Here is a 26252-nt window from a genome sequence, read left to right on the forward strand (position 1 = left end):
GTTATTTAATATTGGAATTTATTGAAAATTTAAATGAAAATATTTGACACTGATAAACGTAATTGGTAGTATCATCATATTGTTAATGAAACGCTATGATGATGGCGTTTATTAGCGACCTTCAAAAAATCGGTATATACAATAGGAGTGGTTAAAAGTGCAACAGTATACTGCAGAAGATATTACAAAAATGGTAAAAGATGAAAACGTTGAATTTATTTGTTTGATGTTTACAGATATCAACGGGATCATCAAGAACGTTGAAGTTCCGGTATCACAATTGGATAAAGTTTTAGCAAATAAGATTACTTTCGATGGTTCATCAATTGATGGCTTTACTCGTATTGAAGAAAGTGACATGCTTTTGCATCCCGATTTATCAACTTGGCTAATTTTCCCATGGGGAGAAGAGCACGGTAAGGTAGCTCGCTTGATCTGTGACATCTACAAAACTGATGGAACACCTTTTGAAGGAGATCCACGTGTTAACTTAAAGCGTATTATTAAGAAAATGCATGACATGGGTTACACTCATTTCAATATTGGACCAGAACCAGAATTCTTCTTATTCAATACAGATGAACATGGCAATCCAACATTGCATCTAAATGACGATGGTAGTTATTTTGACTTCTCACCAGTTGATTTAGGTGTGAATGTTCGTAAAGATATTGTTTTAGGATTAGAAAAGATGGGCTTTGAAGTTGAAGCTAGTCACCACGAAGTTGCACCTGGCCAACAAGAAATCGACTTCAAGTATCAAGATGCCATTTCTGCCGCCGACAGTATCGAAACTTTCAAATTGGTAGTTAAAACAATCGCTAAAGAACATGGTTTATACGCAACATTCATGCCAAAACCTGTTCAAGGTATCAATGGTTCAGGCATGCATATCAATATGTCACTATTTAATGGCGACGATAATATCTTTGACGATGCTAATGATATGCTTTCACCAACTGCTAAGAAATTTATGAGTGGTTTATTGAAGCATGCACGTGCATTGACAGCTGTTAATAATCCAACCGTTAATTCATATAAACGTTTGGTTCCTGGCTATGAAGCACCAACTTACATTGCTTGGTCAAGTAAGAATCGTTCACCATTGATTCGAGTACCAGCAGCTAAAGGTAAGTCAAAACGTATCGAAATGAGAAGTGTGGACCCTACAACAAATCCATACCTCGCTATTGCATGTATCCTTGATGCAGGTCTTGACGGTATTGCCAGTGACTATGACTTAATGCCAGAAGTAAAAGATAATATTTATGAAATGTCAGAAGAGAAACGTCGCGAGGAAGGTATCATCGACTTGCCATCAACTTTGCATAACTCCTTGAAAGCACTTCGCAAAGATGATTACGTTCAACAATCATTAGGTAAGGGACTAACTAATAGTTTCTTTGCTGCTAAGAATGCTGAATGGGCAAGATACCAACAAACTGTTTCTCAATGGGAAAGAGATACTTACATGTCTCAATATTAAAAATCGAAAGTTCGATCTTATGGTCGAGCTTTTTTTGTTGCGATGATTTGAAATCGCCTTCAAAAGCTTGTTAATTCAATGTTTAATTAAATATTTTTATATAGGCTAATCACTGGTATTTACCAAAATTTAATGTTAAGATTTGGCGTAATCAAAATTCTGATTACTGCTTTCCCCCCAGAGAGCATAAAGACCTCAACCGTTTTTGGTTGGGGCCTTTTTTTAGTTTTAATCTCTAGTAATACTCAAAACAGCGGTTGTTTTTAAGGAGTTTTTGCTATCCTTACCGATTGTGATCCAATCAGCAGCACTAATTAAACCTTCTATTTTGTTTTCTTCATCTTGTTCAGAAACTTTTCCATCCTCGAAGTTTCCTTTGAAAATACAATCTAAGTAATAATGATCATCGTTACTTGCCATTAATGATGATTGATATTTCCATGCAATAATGTACGTGTCCTCAGTAATTTCAATAGTAGTACCGTCTATTAAATTTATCTTTATAGCCATGTTACCGCCTCCCTTAGCTTTTATTATAGCAAAAGTAAGGCCTTACAAAGCATCTTGGGATAAATTACTAAAGAAACGTAGGATATTTACTATGTGCTCAAAAAAAGCCTGTAGCAGTTTATATTGGAGTACTTGATAAATTATCCAAGAATCAAAGTATTTGTTTTAGATGAGGAGATAAAGCTATTTAAAACAAACCTTTTTAAAAAATAATATACAAAAAGGACTTTGAGTGATTGATCATTCAAAGTCCTTTATTTCTAACGAGTTATGATAATTAAAAAAATCGCAAAAAAGATAACATCCAGAATGGCCGACCATTCGTACCATTTATCTGGTTTATTAAATTCTACTGTGTTATGCCCTCTTCTATGAGGGTACCACGACGGATATTCTTTTTTGGACATATTCTTCATTTTGCATCTTCTCCTTATTATCTACATCCATTATATCGAGATTGTTTAAATTATGCCACCATAAATCAAAAATGCAAGTTTTATTAAAAAGAAAGGGCTTGCATTTTAATAAATAAGGAATATAATTTCATTTATTATCCGTTGAGCAATATAAGAATAAATGATGGAGGTAGACAAATGAAATATCGTGTAATGTTAAATATTGAATCTCAATTGTTTACTGTTGAAGACAAAGACAAACATGTTTCTGCAGACGGCAAAACAATTGAAGAAGCTGTAAGCAAGCTTAAGACTGCTTAAAATGGGGACAGTCTTTAAATTAATCAAAAAAAGTTAGGTCATCTATTTTTAATAGAATAGGTGACCTAACTTTTTATATTGTATTTGATTAAACTTTATAAAAAATCTTGGTATTTTTTAATTCAAATTTGAAGTTGAATCGCTCTCAAAAATATCGGACAATGTAGAAATTAAATTAGGACCGAGTGTGGGGGAGTTTTTATGGAGCAAGATTTAAAAATTCAAGCGGCCTTATTAGAATTGCTAGAGCATGAACCAATTGCAGAAATCACAATTTTTGAGATTGCCGATAAGAGTCAAATTGCGCGTAAGATTATTTTTGAAAAATACAGAGATAAATATCAAATTTTACAAGCAATCGAGGATGATATCTTTATTCGCTTGGATCAAGCCAAAAAAGATACTTATCAGATTGATATACATGAATTTGACAGGGATGATAGAATTCTAAAAATTTTTAAATTAGTGTATGAAAACAAAAAAGTGATAAGTCTCTTATTGGGGGACTTTGGGGATCCTCGTTTTCATGAACGTTTTATCGCTTATTTGGCACAGAAAGGTCTTAAAGTAATTGAAGATTCTAATGAGTTCAATGGTTTAGATCAGCGTCAAAAAGAACTATTGATACAATACATTTCGTCTGCTTTAGTAGGTCTGATTGCTTATTGGACCAAGCATCCAGAGATGACAGTCGAAGAATTATACAACTTTTTTAAAGAGCTGTTTCTGAATGGTATTACTAGTTTGACGGCAAAATAAAAGCCATTAGTCAATTGACTAACAGCTTAAGGATTTTTATACGAAGCGAACTACGAGGACTATACCCTCAATGGTCAAAATGCCTTAATAGCAATAGGTACAAGGGCTACAGCCTACTAAAATATATCCGTGACACACTCGTGACACACTTTAAAAATTAACGAATTTAGCTAGGTTGTTAACCGTATCTAATTGTGTTTTAGTAGAGATGTGCCAATAGACTTTCATTATCTGAGATGTATCAGAATGTCCAAGTTGAAGTTGAACAGCCTTGATACTTGATCCAGATTCAAGCATGAGCGAGCATGCTGTATGTCTGATTCCGTGGACGTTAATACGTTTCAACTCATCTTTATGAGTTTTATTGTATTCATCGATAATGAACTGTAGCCATTTGTTGATTTTAGTTAAGCTAAGTAATTTATTTTCTGTGTTGGGAAATAATAGCTGGTTAGGTTCAGTATCGATATTATATCCACGAGCAAGCATGCCTTTTCTTAGAAATGAAATCCAAGATTTAAGAATCTTCAAAGTTTGCTCATCAAGTCCAATGGTTCTAATTGAAGTTTTAGTTTTTGGCGTGTCAATGATTGGTGTATTGTCGATTCCACGACTGACGGACTTATTGATTGATAAAGTCTTATTCTTAAAGTCAACATCAGAAATCTGTAAGGCTAGTAATTCGCCTTTACGCATACCCGTGAAGAATAGCACTCGAAATGCTGCAATAGCTTTCTGGTTATGATCAGAATATGTCTTATAAAGTTGGTCAAAGAATTTAGTTGTTTCTTCTTTAGTCCAAAAGTTTAAAGGCTTATTACTAACCTTAGTTTTCTTTCTTGGCATGATAATTAAATCCATTGGATTCTCAAAGATGATTCTTAATCGAATAGCTTCTTTAAAAACCATGCTTGCGTAGTATTTAATCATCTTAAACGATGAGAACTTTGAAGACCACTTATTAACCGCTTTCTGGCACATAGGAGCGGTTATTTTTTTTACCTTGAACTTTCCTAATGCGGGTATGATGTGGTGCTTAACACGATTTAACGTGCTTTCCTTAACCGTGTTCTTGTACGAATCAAGAAAGTAACCATAAACATTCTTATAAGTTAAATCGTTATCAGTTGAATATCCGTGATTATCAATCTCGGACAACTTAGCATTTAAGAACTTTTGACATTCAGCTTTAGTCCTGAAACCACGCTTAGTAGTACGTTTTACTTTCTTAGTTAATGGGTCAATGCTACTAGGGTAGACACATCTCCACAATTCTTTACCTGATTTGATTTTATATTTTGTAATTGTTGCCATTTTTAATCCTCCAAATTTAGCGTGGGAGCATAAATTTTAGAGTTTAAACAGGCATCACCTCCTTAATTTTGGTAAAAATAAATAAGCCTAGCGTGAGACTTAGTTTATTTTCGATGATTATTAATGTGGCATTAGTGAATATATAGATCCAGCAAATAGAATTAAAAAGAAAGCAATTCCTATAATTGGATGTCCAGAAACAAAGAAGGCAAAACCACCTATAAGTCCAACCATTCCTAGACAACCTCCGAGAGCTTGATCGTTATCAGCTTCTTTTTTTCCGTTGGCCACACGTCTTTGCATTTCTTGTGGGGTAATAGTTTGGTTATTTTCTTGTTTAGCGGTTGTTTTTCTTTCATTTTTTAAATGAGCCGTAAATCTGAGCTTTAATGAGACAGGTTCAAAAAATTGCTTTACACTTTGAGTGCCGTCTTCATCAGTGATAACTTGCTTATATTTGCCCCCTTGTGGAATCAATGTCAAATTATATTTTTGGTCTAACGTGCTTTTTACATCTTCATCCATGTCCACATATCCAAAATCAATATTAGTTCCATTGTTAAAGTTGCTTGTTAGAAAAAGTTTGTTATCCTTAACATTCGGAATTAACCCCATTGTAACGAATCCTAAACTGTCTAGTTGATACACCTTTTCTCCAAAAGTTTGTTCTTTAATATCATTATTAGACATGCCATCAAATAGTGACTCAGGCTCACTATCTTTTAAATACCGAGTCCATTCTGAAAGAAGTTTAGGCAAGTTGTCATTAGTTACGACAGTTTTTTCAAAATCGCTGCTCATAATATTTCCCCCATAAAAACATATTTTATAAATTCAGTATATCAGAAGAAAAGGGATAGAAATTAAACAGCAGCCATTTTATTTCTAACAACATACTCGTATTGAAGAGGTATACAGAATTGTTGAATGAACATAATATAACTATTAAAGTGAATATCATTATCACGGCAATACTGTAGTAGTAAATCTATGGCTACTTTATTAGCAGCACTTTCAGCATTAATTTTTCCCACACTAGACTTGTCATACGTATAGCAAGAATCACCATTAAGCATATGACCAATCTCATGAGCCACCACCATTGGTAGTTCCTCTTGCTTGTACCAATTCGTATTAATAAACATCATGTTACGTTCTGGAATAGCCACGGAGGGCCAGTCTGAATCTAGACCGTTTAGAAATTCAAATCCTATGTGATGATCTAGTGCGTAATTCAATAAATAAGTTGTAACATCGCTCATACATTATTTTCCCCCATCTAAGATACGTCTAATCATTTCTAATTCTTCTGGTGGTATTTCTCTACCACCATAACTCATGATGGTGTAGTCGTCTTGCATAGCATCTTTAATGTCTACTTTTTTAGACTTAGAACTAGTACTTGGATCATCAGTCTTTCCCAAAAGGTAATCCACAGATACGTGTAAAACATTAGCTACCTTAGATAGGCTTTCAGTACTAGGCGTCTTAGTTTTCCAATGATATATGGAATTTGTGCCTAAGCCAGCTTTGTCATTTAGTTTTGTTAGGGAATACCCCTGTTCTTTTGAAACTTTTTTAATTCGTTCAAACGTTGTCATAACAATGTTCTCCATAAGTTTGACGAATTTAATTAGCACAAATGCGTAAATGTACTTGCAAAATTAGCATTTATGCGTAATAATTAATTCATCAAGTAATTGAGCAACAAAAACACACGACCACCGATACAATGCTTTGGCGAGAATTGTGGTAGTAGTAGGTCTTTCATTGCTTATTTAGTATGTCTTCATATTAGCACCTGTGCTAATTAAGGTCAATAACTTGATGAAAAAATAACAGTAAAGGGGTTGATTACATGCCAGAACAACAATTCGCAAAGGTAGCACATGACATTGAACGATCAATTAAGATTGCATTGCTTAATCGAGATATGACTCAAAAAGAGTTAGCTGAATTGATTCATGCTAATCCACAACAGTTGAATAGAGCTATTAAAGGTGACATGACACCTAAGTCACGTGAGTTACGTGAACAAGTTGCACGAGTTTTAAATCTATAAAAAAGAAGGCAAGAAATAATGAACGATTTAGTAATTATGAAAGATCAACAGGCAGTGACAAGTAGCTTACAAGTTGCAGAGAATTTCGAAAAGAGTCACAAGCATGTTTTAGAAGCGATTGATAACAAAATTCAATCAGCCGAAAATTCGGCCGATTACAAAAAGATGTTTTGCGAAGGAACTTATCAAGATACTCGTGGAAGAAATCAAAAAATGTACTACATGAATAGAGATGGTTTTACTTTCATCGCTATGGGATTCACAGGCTCTAAAGCAGATACATTCAAACTCAAATACATTGAAGCTTTTAATCAGCTTGAAAATGAACATAAGCAACACCAAATTGACACAGAGGAATTAAGCCCAGAACTTAAAATGTTCAATCAAATCTTTAAATCAGTGGCCAATCAAGAGTTAGAGAATAAGAAACTTAATCATAAAGTTGATAATATCGCTGAAATTGTTTCATTGAACACAACCGATTGGCGTAAGACATCTCAATCAATTATTAGAAAGATTGCTTTAGCTCAAGGTGGTTATGGAGCTTACAAAGAAGTTGCTAGTGATGCCTACGCTGAAACGGATAGACGTGCTGGATCTAACTTGAAGACTAGACTTACTAATTTACGTAAGAATATGGCATTAGAGGGTGCTTCAAAGAGTAAGCGAGATAAGGCCAACAAGCTTGATGTAATTGAAAACGATAAACGTTTAAAAGAAATCTATATGTCTGTAGTTAAAGACTTCGCTATTAAAAATAAAGTTTGGGAGAACGAATACTAATGGAATCCACACAAACAAGACAGCCAGGGCTAAACGATGAACAATTTAGCGAGCTAAAGAAAATCGTCGTTCAAGTTGTATCACGTAAATGGCTAAGAACTAAAGACTTACCAGGCTATTTAAATATGGCTGATAGCACAATTAGAGAAGTCTTGCCAGGATTACCATTTCATACGGTAGGCACAATAAAACTTTATGATCCGAACGAAATTGACGAATATATTAAATCATTATAAAAAAACAAGCGTGGGAGTATAAATTTTATGAGAAGTATTCCAGTACCAATGATTATATGGTTACCAATCTTAGTCTGGTTCGTGACTTACCAGCTTACTAAGACTGGTGGATTAAAAAACTGGTTAAAGAAGTATACAGATTTCTATATGTAAGGAGGGATGTTATGAGTGCATTAAAAAAAGCCATCTCATGTGGTGATGAGATAACTTTATTGAATTGTGGAAGATACCAGCCCTATGAACTGGTTAGTAAGTATGGAACTAAGCTAGATTTACCAGATAGCTATACGGTTATTGTTCTGAAGAATAGTCAGGTGGCAAATGACTTGCTTTAGCGGTTTCAATAGCTGTGAAGAAAAATTATATCAGAGGAGGTGTCTTATGAATATTGATGGAACTTTATTTTTACTAATATTAATAATCAATATATTAACGCTAATTGCTCTTATTAAAATTAGTAGAAAATGATTTGAATTTTGAAAAATAATTAATATGTTGCTTTGTTGTTACCTTAATTGTACTAGGAAAAGTGTCGACAAAATATGAAAAATATTCTGAGTCGTCAGATTTCAAGTACGTAGATTCGTCGAATGGACAACTTTCATCATTGTTTAAACTATTGGATAAATTCATATTGTTTATCGGCGATGTATAAGGGTTTAGTCCGGGGATAAAATCCTTAGCATGTTCCATTTCCCATTTTTTTGCATTTAGTGAATTCTGATATTTTCTAAACTGTTTAGGGCTGAAACCATTATCTACAATTTTTTTGCCAGCATTATCAAATAAGGTAATATCTGTGATTTTTATTGGCTTGGTAGATATATTCACTATTTCAAATGATATATTGTTGTGTTCACAAATCTGATCAACTTTTAGGTTTATAAGGTCAATTGCGTAGTGATTAAACCGCCAAGTATAAATGTATGAACCAATAGCTACAAGTAATGCAAGTACCCCGATGATGGTATCCCAAGATATTGTGAAATCCATTTTTTCACCTCTTTCCGTCAAAAATTATATCAAAGGAGCAAACATATGAATAACAATATTCGAATTAAAACAGATGATGACTACAATCCAATCGGTGATACTGAACCATATGACACTTATGTGGACGATAAATTAACAGGAGATGAACCACGTGAATTATAAAGAGTTTAGTGAATTACTATCCGAACACAAAAAGATAAATAGAACTATTGAATACACTGAAACCTTAATCGATGAACAAAGACAACTCCAGGCAAATGCTGAGAGTCGAGACGATGAGGAGGCATACAGCAATTGTATTTTAAGACTGCAAGTCACGAACAGCCGTTATAAATCTGAGAATGATGACATTGAAAGCAAGCTAATTAAAGCGTTCCAGGAGGCTAACCATGAATATCAATAAAGACGTGTTAGCGATTGAGAATGCTTTAGATGAGTTCGTTCGAATCGGCGAGGAAATTGGACGTAAGTCAGAGCAGATTGAAGCATACGAAGCCAAGAAGTATGTGGAAAATGTCCAAGGGATTGAGAATGAATCAATAACCTATCACATCGAGCGTTTAAAGCATCATCGAGATGATTTGATGATTGATAAGGCTAGAGCCGAAAAGAATGTTAGAGAAGCGTTTGACCATTACTACGCTTGAAGGGAGGTGAGAGAGTGACAATCAGTGAACGAGTGAATCAGATAATCATGGCATCGATTCACTACCGAAATAGGCAATTGGTATTTAGGTGGTGTATGTCTGAACACAATAGGCACAAGTACATATCGGCTGCTCAAGATTTAGAGCAAAAGAAAAACGCCCTGTTGACGGCAATCAGCAGAGGCGCATACATTAACTAGTTATTAGTTAAATTATACCACGAGAGGGGAATGAGTTTAATGGCAACTTTATATGATCTAACAGGCAAGTATCTACAGTTAGCTGAGCTTGCGGAAGAAACAGACCCACAACTATTCAGTGACACGATGGACAGTATCACAGATGCAATCGAAGACAAAGCAGTCGGATATGCAAAAGTCGATAAAGAGTTAGCAAAAGATGAGAAAGCTCTTAAAGAAGAAGCTAAACGATTTTCGGCACGTGCTAAGACTATCGCTAACAATCGTAAGAACTTAAAGCAAAGCTTGCAAAACACAATGGAATTGACTGGAACAGAAAAGATTAAAACTCCTGAATTTACTATTTATATTCAAAATAATCCACCAGCTCTTAAGATTCCTGATGAGAGCCAGATTCCAGCTTATCTAACTAAGACTAATATCGTTCCAGATACGACCAGAATCAAAGAATTATTGAAGAAAGGAACCGAAGTCCCAGGAGCTGAGCTAGTAACTGGGTCATCGGTAAGGTTTAGATAAGTGACATTACATTCAATGAAAGATGTTTCTAAAACGGATAAATTTCGAGTCGCAATTTATGGAAAACCCGGAACAGGTAAGACATCAGCAGCTAAATATTTAACAGGCAAATCAATCATTGTCCCGTTTGATAATTCTGAAAAAGTCCTGGGCGGTTTAGATAATATCGAAGCAGAAACATTTGATAAATCGATTCCAACTAAAGAACTAGCAAGATTAGTAACAGAACTACCTAAGGAATTAACGGGATTCAACAACTTGATTTTGGATAACGTATCAGCTTTGGAAAAAGCTTGGTTCATTGAACAAGGTCGAAACTCAAAAAGCGGTATTAGAAACGAATTACAAGATTACTCAGGATGGACAAATTTCTTCATTCGTGTAATCGATTCATTTTACAAGTTACCTATTAATATTCTGGTTACCGCTTGGGAAACTCAAAATGATTTCACTTCCATGACTGGTCAAACATTTGACCAATATAGTCCACAGCTGAGAGATTCAGTTAGAGATACTTTCATGGGATTAACTGATGTAGTTGGTCGTGTGATGGTCAATCCTGATACTGGCAAGCGTGGAGTAATCCTAGAAGGTAACGATGGGATTTATGCCAAGAATCGATTAGATGATAGAAAAGCTTGTGCAATCGAAGACCTATTTAAGTGGGGAACTAAGCCCACAGATGCCGAATGACATTCATTCTTAGAAACTATCAAAACAAACTGATCAATGACTTAAAGAATTCCTTAGTTCACGGTAATCACAATGTAGTGGTTCAATCCCCAGCTGGTTCAGGTAAGACGGTAACGATGGCAGCCATTGCCAAAGGTGCAACTGATAAGCAAAATAGCGTTCTATTCATCGTTCACAGGCGTGAGATTGTTGAACAAGTTAAAAGTACGTTCAAAGCGTATGGAGTGAATATGAAACTCTGCTATGTGGGTATGGTCCAAACGGTAACGAGAAGACTGGAAAAATTAGACAAACCGCAGTTGATACTTGTTGACGAATGCCACCATGCACTAGCTAAATCATACACTCGAATATTTGATTATTTTAAGCAAGCTAACGTTGTGGGATTCACAGCTACACCTATTAGATTATCCGGACAAGGACTATCAAAAGTATTTGATGATTTAATCATTGGTCCAAGTATTGAATGGCTAATAGACAATAACTTTTTAGCACCCTACAAATATTATTCTGTGACCCTCATTGATAATAAGAAGTTGAAGCATAATTCTACAGGTGATTTTAGTTCTAGTTCAATGAACGATGCTTCAAAAAATATTATTTATGGGGATGTTATTAAAGAGTACAAACGTATTGCAAACAACACTAAAACGATTGTTTACACGTACAACGTTGAATCAAGCAAAAAGGTTTCTGATGAGTTCAATAAAGCAGGCTATAGTTCCTTGCAAGTTGACGGAAAAACCCCTAAGAACCTTCGAGAACAGGCTATGAGTGACTTCAAGACGGGTAAGGTAAAAATACTGGTTAATGCTGAACTTTATGGCGAGGGAGTAGATGTTCCTGACTGTCAAACAGTGATCATGTTAAGACCTACCGAGTCGTTATCACTATTTATTCAACAATCAATGCGCTGTATGAGATATAAGCCAAAAAAACAGGCGATAATTATTGATCATGTTGCTAACTATGAACGTTTTGGACTACCTGATTCAGAACATAAATGGCAATTGCAAGGTGTCAGGAAATCAAAGAAGAAAACTAATACAGATTCAATTTCTATTCATCAATGCGATAAATGTTTTGGAGTGTTCAAGGCCGGTTTAAAAGTTTGTCCATATTGCGGTGCTAAGTGTGAAATCAAGGAACAAGAAGTAGAAGTAAAAAAAGATGTTGAACTGAAAGAAATTAAAAAGTCAGACAGCTTCACAACTAATTATATTTTGACTAAGAAGCCATCAGAATTAAAAACAATGGCTGAACTCAAGGCTTACCAAAAAGCTAAAAATTACAAGAATGGCTGGACTTACTACCAAGCCAAATTGAAAGGAATAATTTAAATGCGATTTACAACAAACTATTCAAAAATGACAGAATCAAACAATAACAGCAACGAGCCAATGCCAGCCGGTTATTACGAGGCAAAAATCGTAGATGTGATTGAAGGACAACCTACACCAAGCGGTAAAGAAAAAATTCAAGTTCATATGCAGATTCGTGATGATTTAGACCAGGCTCTTCCAAAAACTAATGGTAAACAACACAGACGTTATATTTGGGGCGATATTTGGTTTAGTAACGGTAAAAATCATGATAAGGAGTATATGTTGCAACCGGAATCTTGTCTAAATCTATTGAAAGCTGCTGGATATCCAGAAGGAACACCATTTGAAAACACAGCTAAGAGCCTTGATACGTTAGTAGGTGGTAAAGCAGTGAAAATCAAAGTAGGAATCAATGAGTACAACGGCAAGAAGAGTAACGAAGTTGCATTTTGGGATTACTATAAAACTGACTATCCTATGGATCCTAACCAATCTAAGCCAGTTGACGTTAAAGAATCAGACCTTCCATTTTAATTGTTTGTGAGGTGATTTGAGATGACTAATTTAGTCAATTATGCCTTAGCTTATGCAAAAAAAGGTATGAGCGTTTTGCCAATGCACAATAAACAACCGCTTATAAAGTTTGCCAACCAACCTCCTCTTTCTCAAGAAGAAATTAAACACATTTGGAGTAGATATCCAGATGCACAACTAGCATTAAGAACAATTAATTTCTTTGTGATTGATATAGATGAACACGATGGTGGTGCTGATGGGTTTAAATCTATTGATGAGTTTAGTCATAAAGATTTATTAGTTCCAACGCTTTCTCAAAAGACTGCTGGTGGTGGAAGACAGTTATTTTATTTAAAACGTGATGATATCTGCGTTAGGCAAAATATTGGCTGGTTACCAGGCGTTGATGTAAAAGCCCACCCTAACAATTATGTAGTAGTAGCACCATCAGAACGAAATTCAAAGTTCTATGAGTGGGAAAATCATAATCCTATCGTTACGGCCAGTAGAGAGCTGATTCAGCTTATTAACCAAAGAGATAACAATTCAAACTACGATCCGTCAAAAATAAATTTGAATGGCAAGAAGACACTAACTACTGATTTGTTTGAAACTATCGTAAATGGTTTTGGCTCAAAGGGTAGCAGAAATAACGATTTAACTAGTTTTGTGGGTGGTTTGCTGTTCAGAAACGTTGATGCTAGTGTTACTTATCAATTGGCAATGCAAGCTAATGAGAATACAGATGAGCCTTTACCAGATAAAGAATTTAATAGAACGTTTGAGTCGATTTTAAATAAGGAACTCAGAAGAAGGGGGGCAAATGTTTGAGTGTTGAAGAAAAGGTTAAGAAACTCCAAAAGGTTCAAGAAGAAGAAAAGGTAACATCATTCCCTTATCCATTCCTGCTTAATCAGTACAGTAAGCCTAAAGCAAACAGCTTGAAAAATGTCGGTTTAATTCTTGAACGTGATCCAATGCTTAAAGGCACATTCGCCTTCAATGAATTTACTCATGAAATCGAAATTCAAAAAGACGTTAAACAATTAAATATTGAAAAGGGTCAGATGAAGGACGATTATACACCAGCTTTAATGTGGTACATGGAAAGTAAATTTGAGGTTCTATTTCCTAAAAATTTAACTGAAATGGCAGTAATAAATGAAGCACGCAGCCATAGCTATAACCCTATGAAAGATTATTTGGAAGATTGCTATTCAAAGTGGGATAAGAAACCACGTCTCGCAGATTTTTTACCAACGTTTTTAGGAGTTGAAAAGTCGGACGTGACCACCCTCCAAACTAAGTTATTTTTAGTTGGAGCCGTGACAAAGGTTTTTAATCCTAAAGCTAAATTTGATTATGTTTTAGATTTAGCTGGTGGGCAAGGTGCTGGTAAAACAACCTTACTTAAAAAGTTAGCTAACGGCTGGTATACAGATCAGTTTTCAGATTTTAAAGATAAAGATTCTTACGTAAATATGCTGAGAGCGTGGATTGTTAATGATGATGAAATGACTGCTACAGCGAGAAGTAGTTTTGAGGATTTAAAGAAGTTTGCCAGTGCTGAAAAGCTTGAGTTTCGTAAAGCCTACGGACGTAATACCACTAACGAGTATAAGAATTTTGTTTTAGCACGTACCACCAATCAGGTTCAATACTTGAAGGATAAAACAGGTTCGCGTAGGTTTTTGCCAAACCTTGTTGATAAGTCCAAGCAAATGCTTCATCCGGTAGAATACTTAGATCAGAACGAGGTTGATCAAGTTTGGGGTGAAGCAATGGACTTATTCCGTGATGGATTCAGTTTTAATTTATCAGCAGCAGAAGAAAAAATGCTTGATGAGCATCGAGAACAGTTTGTTTATATCGAACCGTTTGAAGAACAAATTGATAAGTTCTTGGAAAACGCGAACGTTCAGTTCATTACTAGTTTCGATATTGCTGATCAGGCTTTGGACATAAAAAATCTCGCAACCAACCCTAAAATGGCAAAAAAAATCAAATATGTCATGGATAACAAAGAAGGTTGGGAGTACAAAAGAAAGACAATTAAGGGAATAAAGCGACGCGGATACGTAAAAGTGGACCACTAGGACCACTAAAGGACCACGTACGTGGTCCACTTGAAAGCCTATCATACCAGTGCTTTGACCCCTAAAGGACCACTAGACCACGTATTTTTACTAAAACTTTTATAGTGTGTTAATTATTTAAGGGTGGCGGAGGGACACATGCCAAAAGTTTGAAACCTAGTGGTCCAGTGGTCTACGAGGGTTAAGCCTTAGAGCCACAAGGGATTACCCTGGACCACCTTAGTGGTCCTTAGTGGTCCACTTAAGGAGTGATTTTATCGAAGAACAATCAGAACACGATGTCCAATCACGAATAATGATTGAGGTAAGTAAGCATAATTGCACCATTTTCCGAACAAACGTAGGAATGGTAAGAATGTCAGACGGAAGATGGTTTGACACAGGATTGCCTAAAGGCCATCCGGATTTGTATGGATTCAAACATAGTAACGGAAAAATATTTTATATAGAAGTCAAAAAACGTACTGGACGTGCTCGTGATGATCAGATTCAATTTCATTACATGTTAGCTAATCATGGAATTATTCACGGGATAGCACGAAGCCCAGAAGATGCTTTAAAAATAATTGATGAGGAGTTGGTGGGGTATGGATATAAATCATAATGATTGTGGAGGAACAAGAAAATGACTGATTCAATATTGAAGATGGTTCAATCAATCGAAAATGATTATGGAACGGACTATACACTTTGGCCCGAAAATGACACTAGATTGAAAAAAATACATGAGTGGTACATAAATCATCCCGATAAACAAAAGAGAAATTTATCAGAAAATGATATTCTAAGAATCCAAGAATTGCTGGATAAACAAATACAGAAGAAAAAAATTTGTGAGATGTTTGGAATTAGCCCCGGAAAGTTAATACGGAACATTGAGATGGGAATTTTAGACGATACAAAGTGGAAAGCGGTCAAGGAGTCAAACAATGAACTACGAAAAAATCTATAAGCTGTATGTAAGATCGGTATTCAGTGATGAATGCCACGACATTGTTAGAACGATCATGTATATTCAAAAACGCTTTTATAATATGCCAAGAGAATTTCAGAATGCCAACAAAGAGCTTGATAATCAAGCCAAGAACAGAATAATTCAATCGATTCTGTGGGAGGACGAACTTGCTAACAGATTTAAATTGTGCCGTGTATGAAATGCGTTGCAATAAGTATCCGTGTGTTGAAATTGCTGATGCTTTACACATTAGCGATGAGGACGTTGAACTTATTGACAAGGCTAATCAAGAACACTTGGCAAAATTAGAAATGATTAGATTAGGAAGGTTAAATCTTAGCGATTTTAATTAGATGATGAAATTAAATCTAATCATGTGACGGTGATTGCGTAATGAATAATGAGCAAAGAGAAGCAATCATTGAATATTTTGAAGATCATTCAGTCTTTGATGATGACGAGGAGCGTTATCAAGATGCTCTGGAAGCAACGTATGATATTGAGAATATTCTTAATGAATATGCAAACTGACTTGTGAGGAGAAAAATATGGAAACAAAAATGACTAAGTATATCAAACAAGTTCTATACAGACACAACGTTTTAGAAAAGATATCTGTTTATGGATGTTTTGAAGTTACGTTGCGAGCATTGGGTTATCAGCAGAATAAAGATAGAGTTGATTTTGTCACGATTGATAATACTAATACGATTAGATGTTATGAAATTAAAGTTTCTAAATCTGATTTTCATAGCACCGCTAATTTAAGCTTTTGGGGAAATTACAATTACATTGTCGTTACACCAACTTTACTCGATCAGATTCAAGATGATGATAAATTCCATATTTTGAAAGCATGTGGCGTTGGTGTCATAGTTATCGATGATGATAAAAGTAAAAATGAATATATGACTGTTAGATTACCAAAATTCAAGCAGGTTTCATTTTCTCAACAGGCTCAAATCGTAGAAAGCATGATGAAATCATTGTCGAGAGAATATAGCAAAATAATGAAGACGGGGGATTGATTATGAATTATGAACAAATTTATAAATCTCATTTAGAAGCGGTATTCAGAGATGAATGCCATTCGATTACTAGAGCCATTATGTACGTTAGAAGAAGATTTCCAAGTATGCCTAAAGAGTTCAGGGATGCTGATAGTGAACTTAGCGAGGCTACAAAGAACGAAATAATACTTTCAATTTTAGAGGATGATGAAATTGCTACAAGATTTAAATTGTGCCGTTTATAAAATGTTTTACCATAAATGATTTCAAGTTTGCGGAGGAAAAAAATGACTAATTCAGTAATAAAAATGGTTCAAGCTATTGAACGAGATTATGGCTCGGTTGCAAGTAAGGAAGCTGCTAACGATCCAAGACTTGAATACATACATCGTATGTACCCAGCGGAATCTAAGCAACCAGAGATTGCCAAGAATAAAGCGAAGATGAAACAAGCTCAACATCTACTAGATACTTTAAACGAGCCAAAATATAAAATTGCAAAATTAGTGGGCGTTAACGTTAATACTTTCTCACAACTATGCTCAAGTGGATTACTAGATGATGAACTGTGGTTAGCACACAGACAACATAGGTTTCAATATCGCTATTATCGTGGAGATAAATTGATTGCTAAAGGCACTATTAAGCAGATTGCTAATAAGACCGGCAAAACTGAGAGACAAATTAGATATTGTCAACTATCGACTTATAGAAAGTATGCACACGCTGAAAAATATCAATTGATCAGAGTGAGGAGTTAATTATGGATGATATCAGAGATGTGATGGTGAAGATTGATATTAATTCTTCAATTTTAGAAAGAAAAATAAAACGACTAGCAAAGGAATTGAATGACATGGCAGACGATAGACGAATTATTAAAGGCTGGACTGATGAGGAACGTAGGGAATTAGAAGAATATAAAAAAGAACCAAAATCATCGATGCTCAAGATGTTTTATGACTTATTCAGCGGATATGAATTTTATCCAAATTTGTGCAAGAAAGCTAGAAGTATTAGTGGTGGAGCTCACATGGATCAAGAAAATCAGTTTGTTAATGATGTTGTAGATTATTTCAATGACGATGCTAAATTTCCAGTTGAAAAGTGGTATGTGCATTTTGTCAATAGCGATGAAGATAGCTATTTAAGTTACGAGCTTGCCGATGACGCCTATTTTGTCAGTGGAAAAGAGCAAGATTTCTATACTAAAAAACAATTCACTAAATCAGAAGTAGAAGACATCAATCCGAAATACTTAGAGTTTCTTGAAAAAGTTCCTGTTGAAGAATTGAAGGACTAGAACATGGGATTAACAATAGCAGCCGTTAAATATGGTAAAGAATTTGATCACTTTAAAATTGGATATTTAGATTTTAAAGATATGCGTGAAGAGATTGCCCCATTAGTGGGCTACGAGTATAGAGAGGGTGACAATCCATTTTCTATACAACTATATTGCACAAAAGAAAAAGACTTTTTAACGAGATTCTTTTCACACTCAGATTGTGATGAAAAAATTATGCAAGCTGATTTAAAGAAACTATATGAAGAGTTCAAACAAATTGAACTTAAACAAGGTAGCTTCAAAGAGTTTTTAGAATTTTTGAAATTATCTGTTAATCAAAAATGGCACTGGGAATTTTACTAGGAGGACTGACCATGAAACTATATTTGGCAGCTTTCAACGCCGGTCGGGGCTGGCAACCAATGAGAAGAAAAGTAACTAAAGTTAAATCGAGGTTATGTGTATTTGACAATTACGATAGTGCTATGGAGTCCATTAAAACTATTAAATACAGATATCCAGAAGAAACGCAATTTAAGATTGTAACTTTTGTGGAGGGCTAATCATGAATAAATCAAGAATTATTGAACTAACTCAAGAATTAGCAAGCGTACCAGACACTGATACAGGCTACGCTAAGCACTACATATTAGATGATATTGAGAACGAATTGGATGCAAAACCAGTAATGCCTAAAGTGTTTGATGAATGGTATAAAGATGTAATTGAATCACATGTTGGAACAAACACTAGAAAAACTCTTGCTATATCTTTTAATGCTTTATTAACTGTAGATTCTAGCGTCTATGACGAATCCGAATCAAGTCTAAAAGGCTGGCTTGTAGAAAGTAATTCAATAGAGGATTTAGATAGAATTTCAAAATGTATCGATGCTATTCGATACGGTTATGAGGTTGAAGAATGAAATCAAAAGTAATGGGATTCATCTTAGTAGCAATGTTCTTTATTGATTTATTTATGCTTGTAGTCGGTAATTCTTTAACTGATACGGTAAAATTCGGATTCTTAACATTGATCTTATTAATGCTGATTTTGGAGGATTACCATGCTTAGCATTAAACAGTTAAAACAGCAAACGTGTAGATATTGCCACGCTCCCTATTTAACTTTAAAGAACGGCGATAGACTGATGCCACCGCTTACTATATTTGATTACTGGGGCATAATGCCTCATTACTCTGAAAGAATTGGAACGATTATTAAGTGCGATGAATGTCCTGAATGTGGGAGGAAATTGAATGAAAGAATGTAAATATTGTGACTTTAAAATAAAGGATTATAACGATGATTATGAATCAACATTAGGGTTTAACAATCGATGGAGTGGAGCCAATTTACTAGAATGTACAACAACGCATGAAGAAGTTGATGCAGAAAATGGTGTTTTATACGAAGGAAAATACTACCTATCGGTAGGCGGCGACGACGAAGGCTTTTTTGAAATTCATTATTGCCCAGTGTGCGGACGTAATTTAGGAGACGATTGAATGAAGTTTAATATAGTAGCTCCCAACGGATCAGAAGAAATTAAAGAGTTTGATTCTTACGAAGCGGTTAATCATTACATTAAAGTTAAGAACAATGAAATATACAGGAATGATGTCCAAGCCGAGAGATTGGATTTTCCATTGAAGGTGATTGAATGAATAATCTATCGAATGAAATAGCTCAACTATCAAAAGTTTTGCAAAAGCAGATTCCAAAAGGATATCAAGAACTGGTTACTGAATACGTTAGGCAAAATATTGCAGGTGCTATTTACGATTTATTAGCAATGGTAATTTGTGTATTAGCTGTTTACCTTATCGTTAAGACCGTAACTCATGCGGTTAATAATAAAAAGGAATCAATATTCTTTGAACATGACAATTGGAGCGATCCAGACATAAGTCTCATTGGCATAGCGGCAACGGTTTTAGCAATTGTAACTATGGTTAGCGTACTGATTGTATTTGTAGCCGCACTTCTCGATATACAACAAGCAATTCAACACGCCGTAGCGCCAAATTATTATTTGATTAAATCGTTTATTAAATAGAAGGACGGTGACGATGAATGAGTTTAATATCATCAATTTTGATTGGAGCACTTGGAGGAATTGCAACGGTTCTTTTATTAAATGCTTTTGATAATAAAAAACATAATGTGAAAACCTCCGAAAAAAATCTCGGTAGAATTCCTAGCCGAGACGAGGCAAAGCTATCGTCGGTAGCTGTAATTAAACCAGCATTATTCATTCTAACCACGACAGACAAAGCTATATTTAGTAAAGAAGATTCACCATCAATCACTATTTATAAGCAATCTGGAATTGTTGAAGTTGAAACCAATAAAGAAAGTATTATTTTTAGCATAATTAATATTGAAAGAATCGATTATGATCCAGATAAATGTAATGTCTATTTTGAGGGAGAGTGAGCATTATTAAATTAAGACCAGATATACGAAGTAGATGTGAAAGCATTCTTAGAGACTATCCTAGCGTTGATGGCTATATCTTAGATAGAAAACGTGAGCTTGCTTGCCAGCCTCATGAAGACGATGAGAATGTAGGTGGTGGGAAGTCATCTAAGATATCACGTCCACAAGAAACGTACGTTATCACGTTAGACCAAGATATGCGTTTAAGAATGCTAGAGAATCAGAAGAAGGCAGTGACTGACTGCTACTTAGAAACTGATGAGGACACCAGAACTATAATCAGAGAATTGTATTTCAAGAAACATCCGACGTATACGATCAGTGGATTGTCGATTAATCAAAAAGTTAACGTGTCGATAGCAACCGCTAAACGTTTGAGAACTAGATTTTTAATTGAACTATCTGAAAAGCTAGGCATGTTTGAACCTTAATGCTTTAAATTGAGCTAAACGTGAGCTTTTTGACGGTACTTTAAGAGTTAAATTAGTAGTATAGAAAGTTAGCAGGAAGTTAGCTTTCTTACCTCATAAATTAACGACGACATAAACGTGCGCGGAAAACATGTTTATGGTGCAGGCAATCTGGCTAAGCTAATAGAATCTAAGTAATGTAATCAATTATCATGTTCTGAATAGCTTTCGAGTTCAAATCTCGATACCTGTATACGAGAGTTAGACCACTCTCGTACATACACAATCCTCTGAAACAATAAAAGGTTGGATGGTGACTAGAGCGGTAATAGTAGTAGAAACTAGTGTATCTAAGGTAGTGATTCTACGTCGGTGGTTCGATTCCATCTCATCCAATTGGCTGGCGGAAAACAGCCTAAACTAAAGGGTGTCTATTCCCTTTTAAAAAACAACAAATATCATTTTTGATAACTGGTAGTCAGTGGCGCAACGGGTAACGCTAAATATAATGATGCTGCATGGTTCGACTCCATGCCTGACTATAGATACACGCGGTTACTCTACCGATACACAAAAGGAGCAAACATGGGAAGGACAACCCATTCAACCAAGGTCCACAACAGATAACAATCGTCTTGGCGGACGTTAAACAGCTGTTTTAACCCTCAGTGACCAGTGATGATAAAGCTGGTCATGTGCTATGTGGATGCATGGCTACTGCTAAGCAAAAAATTCTCCCTTTGGATCATTACATAATAATTGTAGACATTCCTTTTTTTGAATACCAACTTGTTTCTAAGACTTAGCAATCCGGTTCGATTCCGAATATCCACGTATTAATTTTAGATCAGTCAATTGTTACTGGTCTTTTTATTTTGGAGGAGAGAGCATGGTTAAACAATGCAAGCTGGTGATCGTTAGTAATTTCAGTGGCTTTAATGGCTATTTAAGAAAGCTAAGTCAATCAGTTAGTATCAATCACATTGACAAAAGTAAACATATTATTTACCCAGATGATAGTTGTCCAATCTATGTTAAATCAGTTAACCAATTAGATACGATGGATGGATTTGGCAGAGAGATAACAGGTATGGAACTATTTATGTCTGAATCTCAAAAGCTAATTGACTTCGAAGAATTAGCTGGGTGGTTTCAGATGGTGGAACATAACAACCTTAAATATAAAGTGGAGGGCTAACGATTGAATAACAATAGCTCATACTTCTTACAACTACTCACTAGCTAAGAAAGCTGGTTCGATTCCATGCCTAGCTATTGTGGAAGTATTTCCACAGTGTATGAAATAAAAGTTTAATACTAATCGAAGTGAGGTTGTCTCCCTCACTCTGGCAGCGTGAATGGTTGGGAAGCTAAGAGATCATATCTCTTGCGTTCAGGTTCGAACCCTGGACACGCTATAATCGTTGGTGGTGTGGAAAGTTATAGAAAGGTGCGAGGCAACGGCTCGTGGGACTTTCCAAGTTAGTGTGAATGCAAATGGCGTGCACGTCGATAGGTTGGATTCCTATCCACACTTTATTATTAGCTGATAGATAATATCTATCGGCTTTTTATTTTGGAGGATAAGTAATGAATAACAACGATAGCAATACAACTAAAACAGGCTTAGGGTTTCTATCCATTCTCACTCTCATCTTTGTCGTGGCTAAGATATTCAATCTAATTCAATGGCCATGGTTACTTGTGTTCGTTCCACTGTGGGGACCAGTCCTAATACTTATTGTCTTTAGCTTATTAGCATGGTTATTCTTCTATCTACACGGTGATTTATAATGCCAAAACCAAAGAAATTAATGGTCATCAATGGAAAACGGCAACTTGTTCCTATTGATTACCAGACCCGAGTTGAAACGGACAAAGCATACAACAAGAAACGCAACCACGAGAATAAAGAGTACGTGTCCTTTTATAAGACCACAGCATGGCTACACACCAGGCAACAGGTACTGACACGTGACTACTCAACCTGTGTGCGATGTGGATTGTCTGGCAATATTGTGGATCATATCGTTCCATCGGAAGATGATTGGGAAGACAGACTTAACATAGATAACTTAGAGACATTGTGCCAAAGATGTCACAACTTAAAGACTAAACGTGAATGGATAAAGAAACACAAAGGACGTGATAGAGCTATGAAGATACATGTAGTGATAGGCTACCCAGCTAGTGGTAAGTCTACCTATGTTGCTAGACATATGACATCACATGATCTTGTGTATGATTATGATTTACTTACATCATCGTTAGATGGTTCAATGCTTAACGTCTTGAACACAAATGATGTTGAAGCTAACAGCCGAACGATTCATAAGCACAACATAGATGTGAACGATTATGTTCAGATTATATATGAGACGATATTACGAAAGATTAAAGCAGAAAAGACTTTCAATAATGTTTGGTTGATCATGACCAAGCCTGATGAAAGGTTGACTACATTACTATCATCTAATGATGTTGATTGGTTGATGTTAGATACTACGAAGGATGAGTGTATCAGTAGACTACATAGACTACATAGAGATACAACTGATTCATATAAGATCATGAATGATGTTGATAGATTGATTGATGAATTAGATTTAGAAATTAAAAAAGTAAAAACAAATTAAATAAAATTATTTTCTTTTAATTTAATAAATTAAATTTAGTTTTATTTTTTTCTTTTTGTTTCGAACCAGAAAAAAATATCTATGAGGCTTGAGATTCTGACCGGATAGGTGAGGACATTTTTCTGGACATACCCCCCTCAAAGTCAACGGGGGCGTAGATTCTCCCTGCTTCTTGAACGCACGTCCTCTTTTTTGCGTCCCAAATTCTATTAATTAAAAGGCCCAAAGTGGAGAATAGTACCCAATATTATAAGAAATAATATACAAAAGTGGCGATTGAGATTGGAGGTGGTGATATGGTGGGCAAAGGTCGTAAATATAAGGTTTTGGAACAGTCTGAAGCTAACTTAACCAAGCAGCAACAAGAGGCAAAATTCAATGCTGAAATACTTGCTAGTGATGGCTACAAGTTACTGCAAAATTCACCTCCTAATAGACTCTCTGGAGTTGCAAAAGCGGAGTGGAAACGAATTATACCAGACCTTAAAAACTTGCCTGTAAGAGCAGTCGATAGGGCAATGGTTGAACAATATTGTTTTTGGTATTCGCAATTTGTGGACTTGAGTAAGCGGCTTGAAATGATTGCAGATTTAGACGATCGTATGAAAGTTTTAAACACATTGGACAAAGTTTCTAAGAATATTCGCTCTGCTGCTAGTGAAATAGGGCTCACTGTGGATTCAAGAATGCGTATGAATGTACCTAAGAAAGAAGACAAGCCTAAAACACTTGCCGATAAATTAGGCTTTTAAGGAGGTGGTAGCATTCAAGATTATATTAACAAGGTTTTAAATGGTGACATACTCACATGTAAATCGGTTTTAAACGCCGTAAAACGTCACGAAAATGACTTGAAACGTACTAAAGACCCTGACTTTCCATATGAGTTTGACCAAGAACTTGCCAATAAAGCAGTTAAATTTATCGAGATGTTGCCAGACCCTAAAGGTGGCACTCATAAACTAGCCGGTTTCCAGAAATTTATTATTGAAAACATATATGGCTGGGTTAGAAAAGATAATCATGGATTACGTCGCTATCACAAGGTGTTTGTTTCAATGGCAAGAAAACAGGGTAAAACCCTATTAATTGCTGGGATTATCCTGTATGAATTTCTATTTGGTAAGAATCCAGAACGTTCCAGACAGATATTTTGTACCGCTAATGACAAGGAACAAGCTAAGATTGCATTTGAAATGGCTCGTAAGCAATTAGACCAGTTGCGTGCTAGATACCCAGATGTTAAGAAGTCAACCAAGAAAATTCGCGAGTTACTTATTAACTTGGATGACGATTCTTATGTTCGTCCTCTCTCTCGTGATACTGGAGCAATTGATGGATTTGAACCACAACTTGGAGTCCTGGATGAATACGGAGCAAGCAAGACAAATGAAATGATGGAACTACTCGAATCTGGTCAAGGTCAACTTGATAATCCTTTAATTGTTATTATTTCAACAGCCAATTTTAATATGAATGCACCCATGTTCACTGTGGAATATCCACGAGCTAAAGAGATTCTTAAAAATAAAATTACTGATGATCAGTATTTTGCTTTCATCGCTGAGCAAGAATCGATTGAAGAAATTGAGAATCCAAACATGTGGATTAAATCTAATCCATTACTTGAGGTTAAAGGATTGCAAAAGAAATTGAATAAGTATCTGGCTAAACGTTGGGAAGTTGCAAAGCAAACTGGCGAAAAAAACGCCGTATTAGTTAAGAATTTTAATATGTGGCGTCAAGCAGAAGAGAATTCATTTATCGATATTGAAGCGTGGAAAAATGCTGAAGTAGACATGCCAGACATAACAGGTAAACGTGCCTGGATTGGTATTGATGTTGGTAAGAGTTCTGATTTATTTGCGGTTGATTGGTTGGTTCCTATCGATGGTATTTGGTACCTGGATAATTACGATTTTGTTGGAACTAAATATGGATTAGATGCCAAAATCAAACGAGATAGAATGGACTATCGAAAGTTTGAAGAACTTGGATATTGTGAGATTACTAAGCTTGAGTCAGGAGTAATTGACCAGGATAGAGTTTACGAATGGCTAGAGAATTTCATAGCTAGAAATGATTTAGATGTCCAGGGTATTTACTTCGACCCTTACCAATATGGACCGTTGATGGCAAAAATTGAAAAAAATCATCCAGAATGGGAACAAGTTTCAATTAGACAAGGGACCATGACATTATCAGCACCAACTAAACAATTTAGAGATGATATTATTTCTGGCAAGATTAAGCATTCTAAGAATGCAATTCTTACTACTGCTGCTACTAATGCTGTGGTAATGACTGATAACAACGGTGTTCGTATTGACAAGAATAAATATTCAAATAAGATTGATCCGATTGATGCGGCTCTCAATCCTTATGCAATCTGCTTCACTGAAAATATAGATAATTACTTAACTGATGATTATGTTATGAGTGCTGATTTTGGATTTTAGGATTTTAGGAGATGAAAATGAAAAATATATTTAAATGGATAGCTTTGAACTTGCCACAAATTTTATTGATTTGCGGTTTTTTTGTGTTCTCGATTGGCTGGTATTTCGTTAGTTTACCAGCTGGGTTGATTGCAACAGGAATTTCATTGATTATCCTAGCATTTTTAATAATTAAATCTGACTAGAAGGGAGGTGAA

General features: G+C 35.4%; 44 protein-coding genes and 1 pseudogene. 39 read left to right on the forward strand and 6 right to left on the reverse strand.

Translation table 11 applies throughout. The features are described from left to right. The first annotated feature begins 157 nt into the window (after window positions 1–157). On the forward strand, window positions 158–1486 hold the full coding sequence (gene glnA, locus FFM65_RS04215; protein WP_119317801.1) for a type I glutamate--ammonia ligase: 1329 nt from the start codon (window positions 158–160) through the stop codon (window positions 1484–1486). A gap of 228 nt (window positions 1487–1714) precedes the next feature. On the opposite strand, the gene FFM65_RS04220 is transcribed toward glnA, so the two are convergent. Further along, window positions 1715–1996: a hypothetical protein gene (locus tag FFM65_RS04220; RefSeq protein WP_119317802.1), complete on the reverse strand. Its 282-nt coding sequence runs from the start codon at window positions 1994–1996 to the stop codon at window positions 1715–1717. A gap of 593 nt (window positions 1997–2589) precedes the next feature. Here FFM65_RS04220 and FFM65_RS12285 point away from each other — a divergent pair. Beyond that, window positions 2590–2712, forward strand: coding sequence for a hypothetical protein (locus FFM65_RS12285; protein WP_255311481.1), 123 nt, complete (start codon window positions 2590–2592; stop codon window positions 2710–2712). Window positions 2713–2913: 201 nt separating this feature from the next. After that, window positions 2914–3471: a TetR/AcrR family transcriptional regulator gene (locus FFM65_RS04225; protein ID WP_119317803.1), complete on the forward strand. Its 558-nt coding sequence runs from the start codon at window positions 2914–2916 to the stop codon at window positions 3469–3471. Between the two features lie 150 nt (window positions 3472–3621). On the opposite strand, the gene FFM65_RS04230 is transcribed toward FFM65_RS04225, so the two are convergent. The 4 genes from FFM65_RS04230 to FFM65_RS04245 all read right to left on the reverse strand — a co-directional run bounded on the left by FFM65_RS04230 (window position 3622) and on the right by FFM65_RS04245 (window position 6386). Next, complete coding sequence (locus tag FFM65_RS04230) at window positions 3622–4785, reverse strand: site-specific integrase (RefSeq protein ID WP_119317804.1); 1164 nt, start codon at window positions 4783–4785, stop codon at window positions 3622–3624. Between the two features lie 120 nt (window positions 4786–4905). Further along, on the reverse strand, window positions 4906–5586 hold the full coding sequence (locus tag FFM65_RS04235; RefSeq protein ID WP_119317805.1) for a hypothetical protein: 681 nt from the start codon (window positions 5584–5586) through the stop codon (window positions 4906–4908). Window positions 5587–5648: 62 nt separating this feature from the next. After that, entirely contained in the window at window positions 5649–6047 is a 399-nt protein-coding gene (locus tag FFM65_RS04240) for a M48 family metalloprotease (RefSeq protein ID WP_119317806.1), read from the reverse strand. A 3-nt stretch (window positions 6048–6050) separates the two neighbouring features. After that, window positions 6051–6386, reverse strand: coding sequence for a helix-turn-helix domain-containing protein (locus FFM65_RS04245; protein ID WP_119317807.1), 336 nt, complete (start codon window positions 6384–6386; stop codon window positions 6051–6053). Between the two features lie 257 nt (window positions 6387–6643). On the opposite strand from FFM65_RS04245, the gene FFM65_RS04250 reads away from it, so the two are divergent. Genes FFM65_RS04250 through FFM65_RS12095 form a run of 5 tightly spaced genes read left to right on the forward strand, consistent with a single transcriptional unit; the run spans window position 6644 to window position 8201 of the window. Beyond that, window positions 6644–6847: a helix-turn-helix domain-containing protein gene (locus tag FFM65_RS04250; RefSeq protein WP_054642070.1), complete on the forward strand. Its 204-nt coding sequence runs from the start codon at window positions 6644–6646 to the stop codon at window positions 6845–6847. A gap of 18 nt (window positions 6848–6865) precedes the next feature. Further along, window positions 6866–7630, forward strand: a complete 765-nt coding sequence (locus tag FFM65_RS04255; RefSeq protein ID WP_119317808.1) for a Rha family transcriptional regulator — start codon at window positions 6866–6868, stop codon at window positions 7628–7630. Next, window positions 7630–7866, forward strand: a complete 237-nt coding sequence (locus FFM65_RS04260; RefSeq protein WP_119317809.1) for a hypothetical protein — start codon at window positions 7630–7632, stop codon at window positions 7864–7866. The genes FFM65_RS04255 and FFM65_RS04260 overlap by 1 nt, the downstream gene beginning before the upstream one ends. Before the next feature lie 27 nt (window positions 7867–7893). Beyond that, window positions 7894–8019, forward strand: a complete 126-nt coding sequence (locus tag FFM65_RS12290) for a hypothetical protein (protein WP_255311482.1) — start codon at window positions 7894–7896, stop codon at window positions 8017–8019. Window positions 8020–8030: 11 nt separating this feature from the next. Beyond that, window positions 8031–8201 carry a hypothetical protein gene (locus tag FFM65_RS12095; RefSeq protein WP_162897912.1) on the forward strand — a complete coding sequence of 57 codons (171 nt, stop codon included), beginning with the start codon at window positions 8031–8033 and terminating at the stop codon, window positions 8199–8201. Between the two features lie 100 nt (window positions 8202–8301). On the opposite strand, the gene FFM65_RS04265 is transcribed toward FFM65_RS12095, so the two are convergent. Beyond that, the gene (locus FFM65_RS04265; RefSeq protein WP_119317810.1) at window positions 8302–8859 is read right to left on the reverse strand and encodes a hypothetical protein; all 558 of its coding nucleotides are present in this window, start codon (window positions 8857–8859) and stop codon (window positions 8302–8304) included. A 151-nt stretch (window positions 8860–9010) separates the two neighbouring features. Here FFM65_RS04265 and FFM65_RS04270 point away from each other — a divergent pair, with 151 nt between their 5' ends. From FFM65_RS04270 to FFM65_RS12120, 31 genes and pseudogenes are all read left to right on the forward strand, one after another. Then, on the forward strand, window positions 9011–9262 hold the full coding sequence (locus FFM65_RS04270; RefSeq protein WP_119317811.1) for a hypothetical protein: 252 nt from the start codon (window positions 9011–9013) through the stop codon (window positions 9260–9262). Next, window positions 9249–9506 (forward strand): hypothetical protein, encoded by a 258-nt coding sequence (locus FFM65_RS04275; protein ID WP_119317812.1) that lies wholly within the window; start codon window positions 9249–9251, stop codon window positions 9504–9506. The genes FFM65_RS04270 and FFM65_RS04275 overlap by 14 nt, the downstream gene beginning before the upstream one ends. Window positions 9507–9745: 239 nt before the next feature. After that, window positions 9746–10225, forward strand: coding sequence for a siphovirus Gp157 family protein (locus FFM65_RS04280; RefSeq protein WP_119317814.1), 480 nt, complete (start codon window positions 9746–9748; stop codon window positions 10223–10225). A 15-nt stretch (window positions 10226–10240) separates the two neighbouring features. Next, window positions 10241–10918 carry an AAA family ATPase gene (locus FFM65_RS04285; RefSeq protein WP_174795669.1) on the forward strand — a complete coding sequence of 226 codons (678 nt, stop codon included), beginning with the start codon at window positions 10241–10243 and terminating at the stop codon, window positions 10916–10918. Beyond that, window positions 10915–12258 carry a DEAD/DEAH box helicase gene (locus FFM65_RS04290; protein ID WP_119317816.1) on the forward strand — a complete coding sequence of 448 codons (1344 nt, stop codon included), beginning with the start codon at window positions 10915–10917 and terminating at the stop codon, window positions 12256–12258. The genes FFM65_RS04285 and FFM65_RS04290 overlap by 4 nt, the downstream gene beginning before the upstream one ends. Further along, window positions 12259–12777 (forward strand): DUF669 domain-containing protein, encoded by a 519-nt coding sequence (locus tag FFM65_RS04295; RefSeq protein ID WP_119317817.1) that lies wholly within the window; start codon window positions 12259–12261, stop codon window positions 12775–12777. A gap of 21 nt (window positions 12778–12798) precedes the next feature. Continuing rightward, window positions 12799–13590 (forward strand): bifunctional DNA primase/polymerase, encoded by a 792-nt coding sequence (locus tag FFM65_RS04300; protein ID WP_119317818.1) that lies wholly within the window; start codon window positions 12799–12801, stop codon window positions 13588–13590. Then, window positions 13587–14855: a virulence-associated E family protein gene (locus tag FFM65_RS04305; RefSeq protein WP_119317819.1), complete on the forward strand. Its 1269-nt coding sequence runs from the start codon at window positions 13587–13589 to the stop codon at window positions 14853–14855. Before FFM65_RS04300 ends, FFM65_RS04305 begins: the two co-directional genes overlap by 4 nt. A gap of 256 nt (window positions 14856–15111) precedes the next feature. Continuing rightward, the gene (locus FFM65_RS04310; protein ID WP_484014269.1) at window positions 15112–15459 is read left to right on the forward strand and encodes a VRR-NUC domain-containing protein; all 348 of its coding nucleotides are present in this window, start codon (window positions 15112–15114) and stop codon (window positions 15457–15459) included. Window positions 15460–15480: 21 nt separating this feature from the next. Beyond that, the gene (locus FFM65_RS04315) at window positions 15481–15807 is read left to right on the forward strand and encodes a helix-turn-helix domain-containing protein (protein WP_119317821.1); all 327 of its coding nucleotides are present in this window, start codon (window positions 15481–15483) and stop codon (window positions 15805–15807) included. 203 nt (window positions 15808–16010) lie between these two features. Continuing rightward, window positions 16011–16163, forward strand: coding sequence for a hypothetical protein (locus FFM65_RS12100; RefSeq protein ID WP_162256535.1), 153 nt, complete (start codon window positions 16011–16013; stop codon window positions 16161–16163). Between the two features lie 40 nt (window positions 16164–16203). After that, window positions 16204–16341, forward strand: coding sequence for a hypothetical protein (locus FFM65_RS12105; protein WP_162897914.1), 138 nt, complete (start codon window positions 16204–16206; stop codon window positions 16339–16341). 17 nt (window positions 16342–16358) lie between these two features. After that, on the forward strand, window positions 16359–16838 hold the full coding sequence (locus FFM65_RS04320) for a hypothetical protein (protein ID WP_119317823.1): 480 nt from the start codon (window positions 16359–16361) through the stop codon (window positions 16836–16838). Window positions 16839–16840: 2 nt separating this feature from the next. Then, a complete protein-coding gene (locus FFM65_RS04325; RefSeq protein WP_119317824.1) occupies window positions 16841–17065 on the forward strand; it encodes a hypothetical protein in 225 nt (74 codons plus the stop codon). A gap of 42 nt (window positions 17066–17107) precedes the next feature. Further along, window positions 17108–17581 carry a hypothetical protein gene (locus tag FFM65_RS04330; protein WP_119317825.1) on the forward strand — a complete coding sequence of 158 codons (474 nt, stop codon included), beginning with the start codon at window positions 17108–17110 and terminating at the stop codon, window positions 17579–17581. Between the two features lie 2 nt (window positions 17582–17583). Then, window positions 17584–18123 (forward strand): hypothetical protein, encoded by a 540-nt coding sequence (locus FFM65_RS04335; RefSeq protein WP_119317826.1) that lies wholly within the window; start codon window positions 17584–17586, stop codon window positions 18121–18123. Window positions 18124–18126: 3 nt separating this feature from the next. Next, window positions 18127–18471 carry a hypothetical protein gene (locus FFM65_RS04340; RefSeq protein WP_119317827.1) on the forward strand — a complete coding sequence of 115 codons (345 nt, stop codon included), beginning with the start codon at window positions 18127–18129 and terminating at the stop codon, window positions 18469–18471. Window positions 18472–18482: 11 nt separating this feature from the next. Further along, window positions 18483–18671, forward strand: coding sequence for a hypothetical protein (locus tag FFM65_RS04345; RefSeq protein ID WP_119317828.1), 189 nt, complete (start codon window positions 18483–18485; stop codon window positions 18669–18671). 2 nt (window positions 18672–18673) lie between these two features. Continuing rightward, complete coding sequence (locus FFM65_RS04350; RefSeq protein WP_119317829.1) at window positions 18674–19033, forward strand: hypothetical protein; 360 nt, start codon at window positions 18674–18676, stop codon at window positions 19031–19033. Further along, complete coding sequence (locus tag FFM65_RS12110) at window positions 19030–19182, forward strand: hypothetical protein (protein WP_162897915.1); 153 nt, start codon at window positions 19030–19032, stop codon at window positions 19180–19182. Before FFM65_RS04350 ends, FFM65_RS12110 begins: the two co-directional genes overlap by 4 nt. A gap of 185 nt (window positions 19183–19367) precedes the next feature. Then, the gene (locus FFM65_RS04355) at window positions 19368–19616 is read left to right on the forward strand and encodes a hypothetical protein (RefSeq protein WP_119317831.1); all 249 of its coding nucleotides are present in this window, start codon (window positions 19368–19370) and stop codon (window positions 19614–19616) included. Beyond that, window positions 19617–19775 carry a hypothetical protein gene (locus FFM65_RS12115; RefSeq protein ID WP_170176901.1) on the forward strand — a complete coding sequence of 53 codons (159 nt, stop codon included), beginning with the start codon at window positions 19617–19619 and terminating at the stop codon, window positions 19773–19775. Next, window positions 19772–20167: a hypothetical protein gene (locus tag FFM65_RS04360; protein ID WP_119317832.1), complete on the forward strand. Its 396-nt coding sequence runs from the start codon at window positions 19772–19774 to the stop codon at window positions 20165–20167. The genes FFM65_RS12115 and FFM65_RS04360 overlap by 4 nt, the downstream gene beginning before the upstream one ends. Window positions 20168–20184: 17 nt before the next feature. Then, the gene (locus tag FFM65_RS04365) at window positions 20185–20547 is read left to right on the forward strand and encodes a hypothetical protein (protein WP_119317833.1); all 363 of its coding nucleotides are present in this window, start codon (window positions 20185–20187) and stop codon (window positions 20545–20547) included. Continuing rightward, window positions 20544–20981: a DUF722 domain-containing protein gene (locus tag FFM65_RS04370; RefSeq protein WP_119317834.1), complete on the forward strand. Its 438-nt coding sequence runs from the start codon at window positions 20544–20546 to the stop codon at window positions 20979–20981. The genes FFM65_RS04365 and FFM65_RS04370 overlap by 4 nt, the downstream gene beginning before the upstream one ends. Before the next feature lie 868 nt (window positions 20982–21849). Next, a complete protein-coding gene (locus FFM65_RS04375; RefSeq protein ID WP_119317835.1) occupies window positions 21850–22158 on the forward strand; it encodes a hypothetical protein in 309 nt (102 codons plus the stop codon). Between the two features lie 616 nt (window positions 22159–22774). Next, window positions 22775–23068: pseudogene (locus FFM65_RS12475) on the forward strand (HNH endonuclease); the annotation flags it as partial. Between the two features lie 48 nt (window positions 23069–23116). Further along, window positions 23117–23596: an ATP-binding protein gene (locus FFM65_RS12480; protein ID WP_245954233.1), complete on the forward strand. Its 480-nt coding sequence runs from the start codon at window positions 23117–23119 to the stop codon at window positions 23594–23596. A gap of 296 nt (window positions 23597–23892) precedes the next feature. Then, window positions 23893–24348, forward strand: coding sequence for a phage terminase small subunit P27 family (locus tag FFM65_RS04390; RefSeq protein ID WP_119317838.1), 456 nt, complete (start codon window positions 23893–23895; stop codon window positions 24346–24348). Window positions 24349–24360: 12 nt separating this feature from the next. Next, entirely contained in the window at window positions 24361–26055 is a 1695-nt protein-coding gene (locus FFM65_RS04395; protein WP_119317839.1) for a terminase large subunit, read from the forward strand. Between the two features lie 17 nt (window positions 26056–26072). Further along, the gene (locus FFM65_RS12120) at window positions 26073–26240 is read left to right on the forward strand and encodes a hypothetical protein (RefSeq protein WP_162897916.1); all 168 of its coding nucleotides are present in this window, start codon (window positions 26073–26075) and stop codon (window positions 26238–26240) included. The last annotated feature ends 12 nt before the right edge of the window (window positions 26241–26252 follow it).

The organism is Companilactobacillus formosensis (assembly GCF_005405305.1).
Classification (GTDB): Bacteria; Bacillota; Bacilli; order Lactobacillales; family Lactobacillaceae; genus Companilactobacillus; species Companilactobacillus formosensis.

Bases quoted from the DNA above. Each gene is read 5' to 3' on its own strand.
- FFM65_RS04220 (WP_119317802.1), bottom strand. From the start codon at position 1,996: ATGGCTATAAAGATAAATTTAATAGACGGTACTACTATTGAAATTACT.
- FFM65_RS12285 (WP_255311481.1), top strand. From the start codon at position 2,590: ATGAAATATCGTGTAATGTTAAATATTGAATCTCAATTGTTTACTGTT.
- FFM65_RS04225 (WP_119317803.1), top strand. From the start codon at position 2,914: ATGGAGCAAGATTTAAAAATTCAAGCGGCCTTATTAGAATTGCTAGAG.
- FFM65_RS04230 (WP_119317804.1), bottom strand. From the start codon at position 4,785: ATGGCAACAATTACAAAATATAAAATCAAATCAGGTAAAGAATTGTGG.
- FFM65_RS04235 (WP_119317805.1), bottom strand. From the start codon at position 5,586: ATGAGCAGCGATTTTGAAAAAACTGTCGTAACTAATGACAACTTGCCT.
- FFM65_RS04240 (WP_119317806.1), bottom strand. From the start codon at position 6,047: ATGAGCGATGTTACAACTTATTTATTGAATTACGCACTAGATCATCAC.
- FFM65_RS04245 (WP_119317807.1), bottom strand. From the start codon at position 6,386: ATGACAACGTTTGAACGAATTAAAAAAGTTTCAAAAGAACAGGGGTAT.
- FFM65_RS04250 (WP_054642070.1), top strand. From the start codon at position 6,644: ATGCCAGAACAACAATTCGCAAAGGTAGCACATGACATTGAACGATCA.
- FFM65_RS04255 (WP_119317808.1), top strand. From the start codon at position 6,866: ATGAACGATTTAGTAATTATGAAAGATCAACAGGCAGTGACAAGTAGC.
- FFM65_RS04260 (WP_119317809.1), top strand. From the start codon at position 7,630: ATGGAATCCACACAAACAAGACAGCCAGGGCTAAACGATGAACAATTT.
- FFM65_RS12290 (WP_255311482.1), top strand. From the start codon at position 7,894: ATGAGAAGTATTCCAGTACCAATGATTATATGGTTACCAATCTTAGTC.
- FFM65_RS12095 (WP_162897912.1), top strand. From the start codon at position 8,031: ATGAGTGCATTAAAAAAAGCCATCTCATGTGGTGATGAGATAACTTTA.
- FFM65_RS04265 (WP_119317810.1), bottom strand. From the start codon at position 8,859: ATGGATTTCACAATATCTTGGGATACCATCATCGGGGTACTTGCATTA.
- FFM65_RS04275 (WP_119317812.1), top strand. From the start codon at position 9,249: ATGAATATCAATAAAGACGTGTTAGCGATTGAGAATGCTTTAGATGAG.
- FFM65_RS04280 (WP_119317814.1), top strand. From the start codon at position 9,746: ATGGCAACTTTATATGATCTAACAGGCAAGTATCTACAGTTAGCTGAG.
- FFM65_RS04285 (WP_174795669.1), top strand. From the start codon at position 10,241: ATGAAAGATGTTTCTAAAACGGATAAATTTCGAGTCGCAATTTATGGA.
- FFM65_RS04290 (WP_119317816.1), top strand. From the start codon at position 10,915: ATGACATTCATTCTTAGAAACTATCAAAACAAACTGATCAATGACTTA.
- FFM65_RS04295 (WP_119317817.1), top strand. From the start codon at position 12,259: ATGCGATTTACAACAAACTATTCAAAAATGACAGAATCAAACAATAAC.
- FFM65_RS04300 (WP_119317818.1), top strand. From the start codon at position 12,799: ATGACTAATTTAGTCAATTATGCCTTAGCTTATGCAAAAAAAGGTATG.
- FFM65_RS04315 (WP_119317821.1), top strand. From the start codon at position 15,481: ATGACTGATTCAATATTGAAGATGGTTCAATCAATCGAAAATGATTAT.
- FFM65_RS12100 (WP_162256535.1), top strand. From the start codon at position 16,011: ATGCGTTGCAATAAGTATCCGTGTGTTGAAATTGCTGATGCTTTACAC.
- FFM65_RS12105 (WP_162897914.1), top strand. From the start codon at position 16,204: ATGAATAATGAGCAAAGAGAAGCAATCATTGAATATTTTGAAGATCAT.
- FFM65_RS04320 (WP_119317823.1), top strand. From the start codon at position 16,359: ATGGAAACAAAAATGACTAAGTATATCAAACAAGTTCTATACAGACAC.
- FFM65_RS04325 (WP_119317824.1), top strand. From the start codon at position 16,841: ATGAATTATGAACAAATTTATAAATCTCATTTAGAAGCGGTATTCAGA.
- FFM65_RS04330 (WP_119317825.1), top strand. From the start codon at position 17,108: ATGACTAATTCAGTAATAAAAATGGTTCAAGCTATTGAACGAGATTAT.
- FFM65_RS04335 (WP_119317826.1), top strand. From the start codon at position 17,584: ATGGATGATATCAGAGATGTGATGGTGAAGATTGATATTAATTCTTCA.
- FFM65_RS04340 (WP_119317827.1), top strand. From the start codon at position 18,127: ATGGGATTAACAATAGCAGCCGTTAAATATGGTAAAGAATTTGATCAC.
- FFM65_RS04345 (WP_119317828.1), top strand. From the start codon at position 18,483: ATGAAACTATATTTGGCAGCTTTCAACGCCGGTCGGGGCTGGCAACCA.
- FFM65_RS04350 (WP_119317829.1), top strand. From the start codon at position 18,674: ATGAATAAATCAAGAATTATTGAACTAACTCAAGAATTAGCAAGCGTA.
- FFM65_RS12110 (WP_162897915.1), top strand. From the start codon at position 19,030: ATGAAATCAAAAGTAATGGGATTCATCTTAGTAGCAATGTTCTTTATT.
- FFM65_RS04355 (WP_119317831.1), top strand. From the start codon at position 19,368: ATGAAAGAATGTAAATATTGTGACTTTAAAATAAAGGATTATAACGAT.
- FFM65_RS12115 (WP_170176901.1), top strand. From the start codon at position 19,617: ATGAAGTTTAATATAGTAGCTCCCAACGGATCAGAAGAAATTAAAGAG.
- FFM65_RS04360 (WP_119317832.1), top strand. From the start codon at position 19,772: ATGAATAATCTATCGAATGAAATAGCTCAACTATCAAAAGTTTTGCAA.
- FFM65_RS04365 (WP_119317833.1), top strand. From the start codon at position 20,185: ATGAGTTTAATATCATCAATTTTGATTGGAGCACTTGGAGGAATTGCA.
- FFM65_RS04375 (WP_119317835.1), top strand. From the start codon at position 21,850: ATGGTTAAACAATGCAAGCTGGTGATCGTTAGTAATTTCAGTGGCTTT.
- FFM65_RS12480 (WP_245954233.1), top strand. From the start codon at position 23,117: ATGAAGATACATGTAGTGATAGGCTACCCAGCTAGTGGTAAGTCTACC.
- FFM65_RS04390 (WP_119317838.1), top strand. From the start codon at position 23,893: ATGGTGGGCAAAGGTCGTAAATATAAGGTTTTGGAACAGTCTGAAGCT.
- FFM65_RS12120 (WP_162897916.1), top strand. From the start codon at position 26,073: ATGAAAAATATATTTAAATGGATAGCTTTGAACTTGCCACAAATTTTA.